Origin of the sequence: Loigolactobacillus backii (assembly GCF_003946275.1) — a bacterium.
GTDB classification, from domain to species: domain Bacteria; phylum Bacillota; class Bacilli; order Lactobacillales; family Lactobacillaceae; genus Loigolactobacillus; species Loigolactobacillus backii.
In genome coordinates this window covers 1-12,021 of sequence record NZ_RHNQ01000065.1, presented here as the reverse complement: position 1 = coordinate 12,021, position 12,021 = coordinate 1, and the positions used below count along the sequence as shown (strand labels likewise).

Annotated in this window: 14 protein-coding genes; all 14 read left to right on the top strand. The window is 41.5% G+C overall.

Going from position 1 to position 12,021, the window contains the following annotated elements; all coding sequences use genetic code 11:
• Window positions 1-273 precede the first annotated feature (273 nt).
• The 14 genes from fabZ (at window position 274) to fabI (ending at window position 11,869) form a co-directional block, all read left to right on the top strand.
• Window positions 274-720 (top strand): 3-hydroxyacyl-ACP dehydratase FabZ, encoded by a 447-nt coding sequence (gene fabZ, locus EKM61_RS09985; protein ID WP_056973862.1) that lies wholly within the window; start codon window positions 274-276, stop codon window positions 718-720.
• 28 nt (window positions 721-748) lie between these two features.
• Window positions 749-1,216, top strand: coding sequence for a MarR family winged helix-turn-helix transcriptional regulator (locus tag EKM61_RS09980; protein ID WP_068226337.1), 468 nt, complete (start codon window positions 749-751; stop codon window positions 1,214-1,216).
• On the top strand, window positions 1,213-2,196 hold the full coding sequence (locus tag EKM61_RS09975; protein ID WP_056973858.1) for a beta-ketoacyl-ACP synthase III: 984 nt from the start codon (window positions 1,213-1,215) through the stop codon (window positions 2,194-2,196). The genes EKM61_RS09980 and EKM61_RS09975 overlap by 4 nt, the downstream gene beginning before the upstream one ends.
• Window positions 2,197-2,263: 67 nt before the next feature.
• Window positions 2,264-2,503 carry an acyl carrier protein gene (locus EKM61_RS09970; RefSeq protein ID WP_068226346.1) on the top strand — a complete coding sequence of 80 codons (240 nt, stop codon included), beginning with the start codon at window positions 2,264-2,266 and terminating at the stop codon, window positions 2,501-2,503.
• A 9-nt stretch (window positions 2,504-2,512) separates the two neighbouring features.
• Window positions 2,513-3,427, top strand: a complete 915-nt coding sequence (locus EKM61_RS09965) for an ACP S-malonyltransferase (RefSeq protein ID WP_056986344.1) — start codon at window positions 2,513-2,515, stop codon at window positions 3,425-3,427.
• On the top strand, window positions 3,427-4,158 hold the full coding sequence (fabG, locus tag EKM61_RS09960; RefSeq protein ID WP_056973854.1) for a 3-oxoacyl-[acyl-carrier-protein] reductase: 732 nt from the start codon (window positions 3,427-3,429) through the stop codon (window positions 4,156-4,158). The genes EKM61_RS09965 and fabG overlap by 1 nt, the downstream gene beginning before the upstream one ends.
• Before the next feature lie 20 nt (window positions 4,159-4,178).
• Window positions 4,179-5,408: a beta-ketoacyl-ACP synthase II gene (gene fabF / locus EKM61_RS09955; RefSeq protein ID WP_068226339.1), complete on the top strand. Its 1,230-nt coding sequence runs from the start codon at window positions 4,179-4,181 to the stop codon at window positions 5,406-5,408.
• 4 nt (window positions 5,409-5,412) lie between these two features.
• Window positions 5,413-5,889 carry an acetyl-CoA carboxylase biotin carboxyl carrier protein gene (gene accB / locus EKM61_RS09950; protein WP_056973865.1) on the top strand — a complete coding sequence of 159 codons (477 nt, stop codon included), beginning with the start codon at window positions 5,413-5,415 and terminating at the stop codon, window positions 5,887-5,889.
• 6 nt (window positions 5,890-5,895) lie between these two features.
• Complete coding sequence (locus EKM61_RS09945) at window positions 5,896-6,312, top strand: 3-hydroxyacyl-ACP dehydratase FabZ family protein (RefSeq protein WP_056973850.1); 417 nt, start codon at window positions 5,896-5,898, stop codon at window positions 6,310-6,312.
• A 173-nt stretch (window positions 6,313-6,485) separates the two neighbouring features.
• Entirely contained in the window at window positions 6,486-7,862 is a 1,377-nt protein-coding gene (locus EKM61_RS09940; RefSeq protein WP_056973847.1) for an ISLre2 family transposase, read from the top strand.
• A 254-nt stretch (window positions 7,863-8,116) separates the two neighbouring features.
• Window positions 8,117-9,496: an acetyl-CoA carboxylase biotin carboxylase subunit gene (locus EKM61_RS09935; protein ID WP_056973845.1), complete on the top strand. Its 1,380-nt coding sequence runs from the start codon at window positions 8,117-8,119 to the stop codon at window positions 9,494-9,496.
• The gene (locus EKM61_RS09930) at window positions 9,477-10,319 is read left to right on the top strand and encodes an acetyl-CoA carboxylase carboxyltransferase subunit beta (RefSeq protein WP_056973843.1); all 843 of its coding nucleotides are present in this window, start codon (window positions 9,477-9,479) and stop codon (window positions 10,317-10,319) included. Before EKM61_RS09935 ends, EKM61_RS09930 begins: the two co-directional genes overlap by 20 nt.
• Entirely contained in the window at window positions 10,312-11,082 is a 771-nt protein-coding gene (gene accA, locus EKM61_RS09925; protein WP_056973842.1) for a carboxyltransferase subunit alpha, read from the top strand. Before EKM61_RS09930 ends, accA begins: the two co-directional genes overlap by 8 nt.
• A gap of 28 nt (window positions 11,083-11,110) precedes the next feature.
• Window positions 11,111-11,869 (top strand): enoyl-ACP reductase FabI, encoded by a 759-nt coding sequence (gene fabI, locus EKM61_RS09920; RefSeq protein ID WP_056973839.1) that lies wholly within the window; start codon window positions 11,111-11,113, stop codon window positions 11,867-11,869.
• Window positions 11,870-12,021 lie beyond the last annotated feature (152 nt).

Sequence of the window (12,021 nt, the reverse complement as noted above, 5' to 3'; positions counted from 1 at the left end):
GAGCTTGCGTTTATTTTTTTGCCAAAAAAGCCAATAACCACACGCCTTTGGCGTGATTATTAGCTTTCAAGTTTCAGTTCTTAGTTTTATCGGTTATTACGCCATTAACCAAAATAGTTTGAATTTCAAACTATTTTAGGTTATGATGTGGGATGTTCAAAATTTGGACATGGATGAAGTGAAATCAACCAAATTTTTTTGACAATTTAGTTCGAAAGTCGAATTAATCTGGCGTGATACTTGATCAGTTTTGCAACCGAAAGGAAGAAAGCAATGAGTGTATTAGATGCAGCTAAAATTATGGATCTAATTCCCAATCGATATCCAATTTTGTTTATGGATAAAGTCGATGAATTAAATCCGGGTGAATCGATCGTTTGTACCAAAAACGTCACAATTAACGAGGAATTTTTCCAAGGCCATTTTCCTGGAAATCCAGTTATGCCCGGCGTATTAATTATCGAGTCGCTTGCTCAAGCAGCTTCGATTTTAATTCTCAAGACGGAAAAATATCGTGGCAAGACAGCTTACCTTGGTGCCATTGATAATGCCAAATTCAGAAAAGTTGTTCGTCCGGGTGATGTTTTGAAGCTACATGTTGAAATGGAAAAACAGCGTGACAACATGGGTAAAGTTAAATGCGCTGCCAAAGTTGAAGACAAAGTGGCTTGTTCCGCCGACTTAACGTTCATTGTTCCAAATCCAGATAAAAAGATTTAGACCGAGAGTGAATGAGGAGATTTAATGAATGAATTCGACGAGTGATGAAATTAAAGATGATTACAATTTCATAAGTGAGGCTTTGATAGATATTTATGATCAGATAATGCGAATTGAAGAGAGTGAAATTCGAAAGAGTCGATTTAAGGACATCACTGCAAAAGAATTGCATCTTATTCATACAATTGGCCTTCATGATCGGAAAACAACTTCAGAAGTATCACGTGTTTTGAAGTTAAGTAAAGGGACGTTAACTGCCAATCTTAATAACCTTGAGAAAAAAGGCTACATCATTCGAATGATTAACCAACAGGACCGTCGGATTATCAACCTTGGGCTGACGAGTAAGGGCAGATTGCTTTATCGTGCCCACTATGCGTTCCATCGCCAGTTGGTTGAAAGTTGCTTAAAGGAATTTGACGGATCCGATATTCGAAAGATGCGGCAGGCATTGGTTAACGTTGAGAAATTTATTGACGAGGTTTCATCAAAATGAAATTTGAAGATTTCAAAATAGTAGCTACGGCGAGTCAAGTGCCTGAGCGAGTTGTTGATAATCATGAACTTTCAACGATGATGGACACCTCTGATGAGTGGATCGTTAAGCGAACGGGAATTAAGCGTCGGCATATTGCCGTTACTGAAACTACAAGCTCACTTTGTACCAGCGTTGCTCAGCAATTACTTGCTCAAAGCGAACTGCAGCCTGACGATATTGATTTGATCGTTGTTGCAACCATGTCACCTGATTATTTAACACCTTCTACCAGTGCAACTGTGCAAGGAAACATTGGTGCTACTAAGGCGATGGCGTTTGATATTGATGCAGCCTGCTCAGGGTTTGTTTATGGATTGAAGCTAATTCGGCAAATGCTGATGGCAGATCATAAAAAGAATGCCATTTTAATTGGTGGTGAAACGTTAAGTAAGCTTTTGGATTGGTCTGATCGATCCACTGCCGTTTTGTTTGGTGATGGTGCCGGTGGGGTTTTGGTTACGAACGAGACAACTGCTGATGGGTCATATCTTGCAGATAGTATGACAACCCTTGGCAGTCTTGGTGGCTATTTAACGGCTGGTAAGACTGGTCAGCCATCACCATTTTCATCAGATCATCAACCATTCAAGCCGTTCTTTAAGATGAATGGTCGGCGTGTTTATCAATTCGCGGTTAAGAATGTTCCCGATTCGGTTAACCATGCATTATCGGTGGCTAAATTAGCACCGACAGATGTTGACCACTATGTCCTTCATCAAGCGAACGTTCGAATTGTCGAGCGGATTGCGGATGAACTCGAGCTGCCAATGACCAAATTTCCGGTTAACATCGGTGAATTTGGGAATACCGCAGCTGCCAGCGAACCGATCTTGTTGGATCAGCTAGTAAAACACAACATTATCAAACGTGGCGATACAATTGCGTTAAGTGGCTTCGGTGGTGGCTTAACAGTTGGAACCATGTTACTGACTTATTAACGATATTGCTCATAGAAAATTAATTAATCAAATTAAAAACAAACAACTATATTGGAGGAAATTAATGATGACTAAAGAAGAAGTATTTAACAAGGTAAAGGATATTATCGTGGACCAATTGGATGTTGATGCAGACAAAATTAAAGAAGACACTAATTTCAAGAATGATCTTTCTCTTGACAGTTTGGATATCTTCGAAGTTGTTGACAAAATTGAAGATACTTATGATATCGAAATTGAAACTGACGAAGGTATGGAAACTGTTGGTGGTTTGGTAGATTACGTTCTTAAACAACAAACTAAGTAGGTTGATACTTTGAGATTAAGTTATTTATTTAGCGGTCAGGGAAAACAATTTCCCGAGATGGGGCAGGACCTTTACCAACAAGAGGTAATTTATCGTCAAACCATTGAGGAAGCTTCTGCTGCACTTAATATGGATTTGAGTAAATCAGAGGTTATGGATGATCCCAATAATGTCCAGGTCGCCATTGTCGCAATGAGTACCGGTATTTTTCGGATTCTTGAAAAAGAATTCGGATCACCAGTGGGCGCTGCTGGATTGAGCCTTGGCGAATATAGTGCAATTATAGCTGCTCGTGGTGTTCAGTTTGCTGATGCGCTAAAGCTGGTTCGTGATCGTTCTCGCTATATGGATAAAGCAGGAAAAGATCATCCGGGTAAAATGGCAGCTGTTCTTAAGGCAAACGCTGATTTAGTCCGTGAAGCCTGCCGGGTTGGTGCTCAAGCAGGTGATATTTACCCAGCTAATTTTAATACCGATTCGCAGATTGTTATCGGGGGTACACAGGCCGGTTTGGACGCAGCAACCACTTATCTTCATGAACATGGGATTAAGCGGGTTGTTCCGTTAAAAATGACGGTTGCTTCTCATACTCCGTTTATGCAAGAAGCAAGTGATTTATTAGCTGATCGAATTCAAACTGTTGACTTTCATGAGTTTAAGTTTCCTGTTATTAGTAATACAACAATGACCCAATTTGATGTTGCCAATATGAAACAGACGCTGGTTGATCAGTTGGTTAATCCGACCCATTTCATTGATTGCCTCAAAGCCTTAGTCAATTTGGGCAGTGATACGATGATTGAAATCGGTCCGGGTGATACGTTGATGAAGTTTGCAAAATCGTTATCAACTGTTGACACACTACATATTGATAGTGTTAAGACATTGAATGATGTCAGATCAAATGTAAAGTTGGTGAAATAATGAGTGAAGCAAAACAAATTGCATTAGTAACCGGTGCCGCAAAGGGGATCGGATTAGCGATTGCCAAAAGGCTTTCAAAAGATGGTATGACAGTTGTTTTAAATACGCACCATGCTTTAGATGATGATGTGAAGCAGCAATTAAGTGATCAGGGAGTTACTTTTGATAATTTGGTTGGCGACGTGGCCAACGAAGATGATGCCCAAGCAATGATTGACAGTTTGCTGGAAAAATATGGTCAAATTGATGTTTTAGTAAACAATGCGGGCATTAACCGCGACAAATTATTGAGCCGCACTAAGCTGTCGGATTTTAAAGCAGTTATTGACACAAATTTAATTGGCGCGTTTAACATGACCAAGTTTGCAATGAAGTCAATGCAAAAGAGTCGTTCTGGTGTCATTGTCAACATTTCCAGTATTTCAGGCTTGCATGGTAATATTGGGCAGGCTAATTATTCCGCTAGTAAAGCTGGACTAGTCGGTTTGACAAAAACAGCCGCTCGTGAAGGGGCTTTACGTAATATTCGTTGTAATGCTGTTGCTCCGGGAATGATTGAAACCGATATGACTGGAAAAATGAGCGAACGTCGTCAAAAAGAATTCACTGATCAAATTCCGTTGAAACGATTTGGCCGACCGGAAGAAATTGCCGACGCAGTTTCGTTCTTGGTGCATAATGATTATTTAACAGGTCAAGTCATCACAATTGATGGTGGATTAACAATTTAATTGCTAAAGGAGAAAAATTCATGAACAGAGTCGTTGTTACTGGAATGGGTGCCGTTACCCCACTCGGAAATGATGTTGATAGTTTTCTGACCAACTTATTAAATTCGAAGGTTGGCATTAATAAGATTACCAAATTTGATGCAGAAGCAACTGGAATTTCTGTTGCCGGTGAAGTCAAGGACTTTGACGCAATGAAGCGCTTGGACCGAAAAACCGCAAAGCGAAATGGTCTGTTTGTCAATTACGCGCTATATAGTGCTCACGAAGCGATGGAAATGGCTGGCTTGAATGAAGACAATATCAAACCAGAGGAACTAGGCGTCATTTATGGTTCAGGAATTGGTGGTTTGACGACCATTCAAGAGCAAGTCATCAAGATGCACGACAAAGGACCTAAGCGGGTATCACCTCTCTTTGTGCCTAATTCCATTGTTAATATGGCTGCCGGTGATATTTCAATTGCCTTCAAGGCCCGTAACACCAGTCAAGCTATTGTGACTGCCTGTTCGTCAGGGACTAATGCAATTGGCAATGCCTTTGAATATATTAAAGAAGGAAAAGCTGAGGCAATGATTGCAGGCGGAACTGAAGCTTCAGTAAATGAAATTGGTATTTCAGGATTTGCTGCAATTACGGCATTATCGAAGACCGAAGATCCAATGAAAGCGTCAATTCCGTTTGATAAAGACCGAAATGGTTTTGTAATGGGTGAAGGTTCTGGAACCCTGGTCTTGGAAAGTTATGACCATGCCAAAGCACGTGGCGCTAAGATCCTTGCTGAGATTGTTGGTTATGGAACGACTAGTGATGCTTACCATATGACAGCGCCTGATCCAGAGGGAACCGGCGCTAAACGGGCAATGCAAATGGCCATTGACGAGGCTGAAATTGATGCCACTGATGTTGACTATATTAACGCGCACGGAACAAGTACTCATGCCAATGACAGCGCTGAATCCAAGGCAATCAATGTGGTCTTCTCAAAGAATGATCATGTTAAGGTAAGCAGTACCAAAGGGATGACTGGCCACGCATTGGGCGCAGCCGGTGCGATTGAGGCTGTTGCAACAATCGGCGCAATTCAAAGAAACCAAATGCCGGTAAATGTGGGTGTTGTTAACCAAGATGAAGAATGTGATGTTGATTTAGTTGATGACACCAATAAGAAAACAACTGTTAACTATGCAATCAGTAACTCATTTGGATTTGGAGGACACAACGCTGTAATTGCATTTAAGGGATGTGATTAAAGTTATGGACGAGAAGGAAATTGAACGGTTATTAGATAAGTTTGATAAATCATCACTCAAAAACTTTGAGTTAACGCAGGATGATTTTAAATTGGCATTGAGTAAACGTGAGGCTGGTGACCAAGTTGTTGTAGGTGAGCCAACATTAACAACACCTAATGACACTGTTAGCGCACCTAAACCGACGTCAAAACAATCACAGAATGAATCAACAACGCCAGCTGTTAATTCGGCAGCTGATGTCGCCGAAATTAAAGCACCGCTGGTAGGTGTTATCTATTTCGCGCCAAGTCCCGATAAGCCTGCCTTTAAAAAGCAGGGCGATAAAGTTGAAAAAGGGGACGTTGTCTGCGTTATTGAAGCAATGAAGATGATCAATGAAGTTAAGAGTGATGTTTCAGGAACAATTTCAAATATCTTGGTTGAGGATGGCAGTATGGTTGAGTATGATCAACCACTGTTTCAAGTTAAGAAGGGATAGATAATAATGACACCCAACGTAAATGATGTGATTCCCCAACGCTATCCTTTTGAAATGATTGACCGCTTTTTGGATGTTCAAGCAGGTGTTAAGGCAAGATCGGTGAAACTGATTTCCATTAATGAATGGTTCTTTGCCAACCAGCCGGTTAACCGGTTAGTTGTCCCACGGCCAATTATGATTGAGGCAATGGCTCAGACTGGGGTTGCTGCCATTCTGTCATTACCAAAATATCAAGGGAAAAATGTGTTTTTTGGCGGCATAAAAAACGCCACTTTTCAAGATGATTTTCGACCAGGCGACCGGTTAATCTTTGAAGTGGAAATGAAAAAGCTCAAAATGAACATTGGATTAGGTCACGGATCGATTATTCGAGACGGTCAAGTGATTTGTGAGGCCGACCTGATATTTGCGGTGGAATGAGAAACCTGGCTCATTTCGGGAATGAATCCAAATGGCGTTCCAAAACGTTTTTAAGTACAAGAAGTTAGTGTAAAGTTTTAGTAGGAAAGTGAAAAAAAGCCTTTTCAAAACACGAGAAGACCGTTAATCTTCTAATTAGGTTGGTAGCCAAAAATTAGGAGGTAACGGTCTTCATGTCTCAAATCTTAACAGAAATCATGACAGTTTTAAAGGATAGTAATAGTTTATTTAATGCGGAACAAGATTTAATGATTCGGTGTCAAGCGTTGATTGCCACTGCTTTAGGTCAAGCACTAGAAGAGTTGGATGATCTTTTAATTGGTGAAACAAAATACCAAGAAATTGTCGGTAAACGCGAAAGAACTTTGAATTTCATGTGTGGGGCCGTAACTTTCAAACGCCGGTTAGTGAAGCTAGCTGATAAAAAGTATGTCTTTCCTTTGGATCGTTATTTGCAGTTAATTCCACGAAGTAGATTTTCACCCTTAATGGTCGAAAAGGTTGCCAAGCTAGCTTCACATAGTGTTTTACGGACAACGGCTTTGGCTGTTAACCTTTTAACCCCACTTTCTATCAGTCGTCAAAAAGTTGGTCAACTTTATCAAGCAGCCGGTACGCAATGTGAAAAGCAGCGTGAAGAAACCACATTAGTGAACATCGAAAAGAAACGGCGAGTTCCTTATCTGTATTTGGAAGGCGATGCCTTTTGTGTGGCCTTAAAGGCTAAGCAACACCATAAAAATGTCTTTATTCATCGACTGCAACTAACGGAAGGTATTAGCCAAAATGGCCAGCGCCGACAGACGTTAAACCGACATGTATTTACGGGATTAAACCGGCAAGCAGTTTTTAATCAAGTACAAGATTATCTCGATCAGAATTATGATTTACGAGCAACTACAATGATTACCGGTAGCGATAATGGGAGTGGCTATGAACCATCCTGCTTTGATGAATTAGCGGTTGGGGCCAAAAAACATGAGCACTTTTTAGATCGTTATCACTTGAACCGAAAAATTCGTAGTCGATTAAGCAAGATGCCTAAAATTCTGCAAAGTAAACTATTTCAGGGTGTGCATAATTGGGATAATGATCAAGTTCAAATTGTCCTTGATACGTGTGAGTTCCAAGCCAATGATGCGGATAGTCTGGAAGCAATTCAGCTTTTACGGAGTTACTTGAAACGTAACTGGAATTATTTAAAGCCAGCTGACAAGCGCAGCTTAGCTACCGAAACCGTGTGTTTAGGTGGCTGTGAAAGTAATCATCGACGCTTTACCTATCGGTTAAAACATCAAGGTCGCTCTTGGAGTAAAGCTGGATTGAAGGCGATGATTGCGGTGATTACCAGTGAAATTAACGGGCAATTAGAAACGGCAATGATAAAGATGCCCAATACCTTGCCAATAAGCATCATGCCAGTTAAAGTGGCCGCTAGTTATTTTCTTAAACAGCCTTTTACGCAACATCAAGGAATTAGGCACGGCAGTATTTCATTAGACGCAGCAACTAGCAGTGCTATGGGTAATTTGGTGAAGGCTATTTCATAGGATTTGAATAACAGGTGGAGTGGAGGCGTTGGTGAAAGAGTGTGTCGATGTCACTTAGCGATTTATCGCTTAGAGACATGGGAGACTGGAGAGATCCACTTTTGGCCTGAAGGGCAAGAAGTTAGCTCGTAAGCGACCCACACGGCCCCGCATCAACGCCGGAACGAAACAAAAAGTAGTTAAAAACATAAATAAAATCTAATTAGAGACACTACCTACTAAAGCTTGACACATACGTACAAGAAGGTGAGCATATGTTTAAAAAAGTATTAGTGGCAAATCGTGGCGAAATTGCTGTGCAAATTATCAGAGCACTTCATGACATGAATATTGAAGCAGTTGCTGTTTATTCCAGTGCTGATAAGGAGAGCTTGTTTGTTCATTTAGCTGATGAGGCGATCTGTATTGGCGGTGCCCAGCCGAGTGATTCTTATTTAAATATGGCCCAAATTATGAGTGCCGCAACTTTAACTGGTTGTGAAGCCATTCATCCCGGGTACGGTTTTCTCTCTGAGAATGCTGAGTTTGCGGAAATGTGTGAGTCTTGTCATATTCAATTCATTGGTCCTAGCCATCAATTGATTTCACTGATGGGTGACAAGGCTAACGCCAGAGAGGCAATGAAGTCCGCGGGCGTTCCGGTGATCCCTGGTAGCGAGGGTGATGTCACTTCAGTTGATCAAGCTGAACGGATTGCTGAAAAAATTGGTTTCCCAGTTTTATTGAAATCCGCTGCCGGTGGTGGTGGTAAAGGTATCCGTGAGGTTGATCGGCCAGAAGAGCTTCGTGATTCATTCGAGCAGTGCCAACGTGAGGCCAAGGCATCATTTGGTGATGATAGTATGTATGTTGAAAAACTAATCCGAGATGCCAAACATGTTGAAATGCAGGTGATTGCGGATAATTTTGGCCACGTTGTCTATTTACCGGAACGTGACTGTTCTCTGCAACGAAATCATCAAAAGGTAGTTGAAGAAAGTCCATGTATTTTGATTTCTCCTGAAGAACGTCAGGAATTAGGTGAAATTGTTGCCAAGGCAACGCTTAAACTTGGTTATACAAATACTGGGACCTACGAATTTTTGATGGATCACGATCACCATTTTTACTTTATGGAAATGAATACTCGTCTTCAGGTTGAACATACGATTACCGAAGAAGTTACCGGCATTGAGCTGGTAAAGGGTCAGTTAGCCGTTGCTGCTAATGAAGTATTACCCTTTGTTCAAGCAGATGCGACTGTTAAGGGACATGCTTTGGAGTGTCGATTAAATGCCGAAGACCCCGAAAACAACTTTGCTCCTCAACCCGGGAAAATTACCCATTTATTTTTCCCTGATGGGTCATTGGGTGTCCGAATTGATGCTGGTGTGACCAACGGCAGTTTTATTTCACCTTTTTATGATTCAATGATCGCTAAATTAATCGTTCATTTAAATGACCGGAATGCGGTCATTGCGAAGATGAAACGGGTGTTAAGTGAGCTTGAAATTACGGGTGTCATAACCAATCAAGCCTTTTTATATGAGTTAGTTACATCTGATCGATTTAAACAGGGAACCTACTCAACTAGTTTTATTGAAAATGATGTTCTTGCTGGTAGGAGGGGATTAAATGCTGCAAAGTCGGTTTAAAATGCCCAGTCGTGATGAATTAAAAAAGCGAATGGATAAAATCCCCGATAACTTAATGAAAGAATGCCCAATTTGCCATACAACGTTTTTTTCGATGAGAATGGGCAAGCAGCGAACCTGCCCTAATTGTGGATTTGGTTTTCGAATTACGGCTCGCAGGCGGGCTAAGATTACGTTTGATACCTTTGACGAAATGGATGCAGACGTAACGGTTCCCGACCAATATGACGATAAGAAGTATCGGGGTAAAATTGCAAAAGCAAAAAAGGTAACCGGAATTAAGGAAAGTGTCTTGACTGGAATCGGGTCACTGGATCATCAAAAAGTGGCGGCCGGAATTATGGACCCATTCTTTATCATGGGTAGTCTTGGCAGTGCCACTGGTGAAAAAATTGTTCGATTGTTCGAAAAAGCAACCACTGAAAAGTTGCCGGTTGTCATGTTTACGGCTTCTGGTGGTGCGAGGATGCAGGAAGGGATCAAGTCACTGATGCAAATGGCAAAGGTGTCCCAGGCTGTTGAGGCTCACAGCAAAGCCGGACTGTTTTATCTGGTGGTTCTTTGTGATCCAACGACTGGTGGCGTTACTGCCAGTTTTGCAATGCAGGGCGACATTATTTTAGCCGAATCTCATGCTTTGGTTGGATTTGCTGGTCGCCGAGTCATTGAACAAACAATTATGAAGCAGCCACCCAAGAATTTTCAAAGGGCTGAAACTGTTTTGGATCACGGCTTTATCGATGCGATTGTTCCGCGGACCAATTTAAAGCAGACAATCTCTCAATTTTTGCGACTGCATCAGAGGGAGGCTAGTCATGGCTAAAAAAACAGCTTATCAACGTGTTCAGGCAGCCCGTGACAGTCATAAAATTTCAACGGATGAACTCATTCGTGGTTTGACAACTGATTTTTTTGAACTCCATGGAGATCGGTCTGATGGCGATGATCAAGCAGTAATCGGTGGCATTGGATTGTTAAAGGATGTACCGATTACGGTGGTTGGGATTCGTAAGGGTGCTGATACGGAAGAAAATATCAAGCGTCATTTCGGTAGCCCTGAACCGGAAGGCTATCGTAAAGCGCTTCGATTAATGCAACAGGCGGAAAAATTCCATCGACCGATTTTGGCGCTGGTGAATACGCCTGGCGCTTGGCCGGATGTGGATGCTGAATATCACGGTATTGGTTCTGCAATTGCCAAGTGCTTACAAGTGGGCATGCAACTAAAGGTACCGTACATTAGTATCATTGTTGGTGAGGGTGGTAGTGGTGGCGCGATTGCGCTTGCCTGTGGCGACAAAGTATTTATGTTTGAAGATAGTATTTATTCCGTTTTGTCACCTGAAGGCTATGCCAGCATCATGTGGAAGGATTCATCAAAGGTCCAGCAAGCAGCTGAAGCCTTAAATTTAACACCAGAATGGTTACAAGAAAATGGTATTATTGATCAGATTATTCATGAATACCACTCTGGTGAGAATTTAGGCCCACTACGTGACTTTCTGGCAAATCAGTTTAATGAACTGGCTAATTTACCGATTGACGAGTTATTACGCCAACGTGAGCAACGTTACCGGAATTTTTAAAAGAAAAATTATTTGGAGGCCGAATTAAATGAGTGGCTTTTTAGATGGAAAAACAATTGTGATCATGGGGGTCGCAAATAAACGCAGTATTGCTTGGGGATGTACCCAGGCAATTATTGATCAAGGCGCTAAGGTTATTTTAACTTATCAAAATGATCGAATTAAGAAGAGCTTACAACGATTTGTTCCTGAAGATTCAGAATTAGTAGAATGTGACGTTGCTGATGATGACAACATTAAAAATGCATTCGAAGAGATTGGTAATAAGTATGGCAAAATTGATGGTGTGATTCATGCAATCGCTTATGCTGACCGTGAGACATTGACGTCTGGGCTGGTACATACTACTCGTGAAGGATACGATTTGGCTCAAAACATTAGTGCCTACTCATTGATTGCAGTGAGTCGTTATGCACAACCAATCCTAAATGACCCTTCAAGTATTGTAACTTTGACTTATTTTGGTTCAACTCGGGCCATTCCAAATTACAATATGATGGGTGTTGCCAAAGCGGCCTTGGAAGCCAACGTTCGCTATTTAGCTTCAGATTTAGGGGTGAATGGGATTCGAGTAAACGCAATTTCTGCGGGTGCGGTTAAGACATTAGCAGTTACCGGCATTAAGCATCATGGTGAATTGTTAAAGGAATCGGAGTCGAGAACCGTTGATCAAAAGAGCGTTACAACAACCGAAATCGGAAATGTGGCTGCCTTTTTGATGAGTGATCTGGCAACTGGAATGACCGGCGACGTGGTTTACGTTGATAAGGGTGTGCATCTTATTTAAAGAGAGTGATCAAATCAGCGGTTAGATCCCAGAATATAAGCCAGCCCATCTAATATTCTGGTTTTGAATATTAGATGGGTCTCTGTCAAATCGTATTGGTGGAGATTTTGAACGGCACATTCACTTCGGTGAATGTGCTTTTTGTTTACTCA

Bases quoted from the DNA above. Each gene is read 5' to 3' on its own strand.
- EKM61_RS09980 (WP_068226337.1), top strand. From the start codon at position 749: ATGAATTCGACGAGTGATGAAATTAAAGATGATTACAATTTCATAAGT.
- fabG (WP_056973854.1), top strand. From the start codon at position 3,427: ATGAGTGAAGCAAAACAAATTGCATTAGTAACCGGTGCCGCAAAGGGG.
- EKM61_RS09930 (WP_056973843.1), top strand. From the start codon at position 9,477: ATGCTGCAAAGTCGGTTTAAAATGCCCAGTCGTGATGAATTAAAAAAG.
- accA (WP_056973842.1), top strand. From the start codon at position 10,312: ATGGCTAAAAAAACAGCTTATCAACGTGTTCAGGCAGCCCGTGACAGT.
- EKM61_RS09945 (WP_056973850.1), top strand. From the start codon at position 5,896: ATGACACCCAACGTAAATGATGTGATTCCCCAACGCTATCCTTTTGAA.
- EKM61_RS09970 (WP_068226346.1), top strand. From the start codon at position 2,264: ATGACTAAAGAAGAAGTATTTAACAAGGTAAAGGATATTATCGTGGAC.
- accB (WP_056973865.1), top strand. From the start codon at position 5,413: ATGGACGAGAAGGAAATTGAACGGTTATTAGATAAGTTTGATAAATCA.
- fabF (WP_068226339.1), top strand. From the start codon at position 4,179: ATGAACAGAGTCGTTGTTACTGGAATGGGTGCCGTTACCCCACTCGGA.
- fabI (WP_056973839.1), top strand. From the start codon at position 11,111: ATGAGTGGCTTTTTAGATGGAAAAACAATTGTGATCATGGGGGTCGCA.
- EKM61_RS09935 (WP_056973845.1), top strand. From the start codon at position 8,117: ATGTTTAAAAAAGTATTAGTGGCAAATCGTGGCGAAATTGCTGTGCAA.
- fabZ (WP_056973862.1), top strand. From the start codon at position 274: ATGAGTGTATTAGATGCAGCTAAAATTATGGATCTAATTCCCAATCGA.
- EKM61_RS09975 (WP_056973858.1), top strand. From the start codon at position 1,213: ATGAAATTTGAAGATTTCAAAATAGTAGCTACGGCGAGTCAAGTGCCT.
- EKM61_RS09940 (WP_056973847.1), top strand. From the start codon at position 6,486: ATGTCTCAAATCTTAACAGAAATCATGACAGTTTTAAAGGATAGTAAT.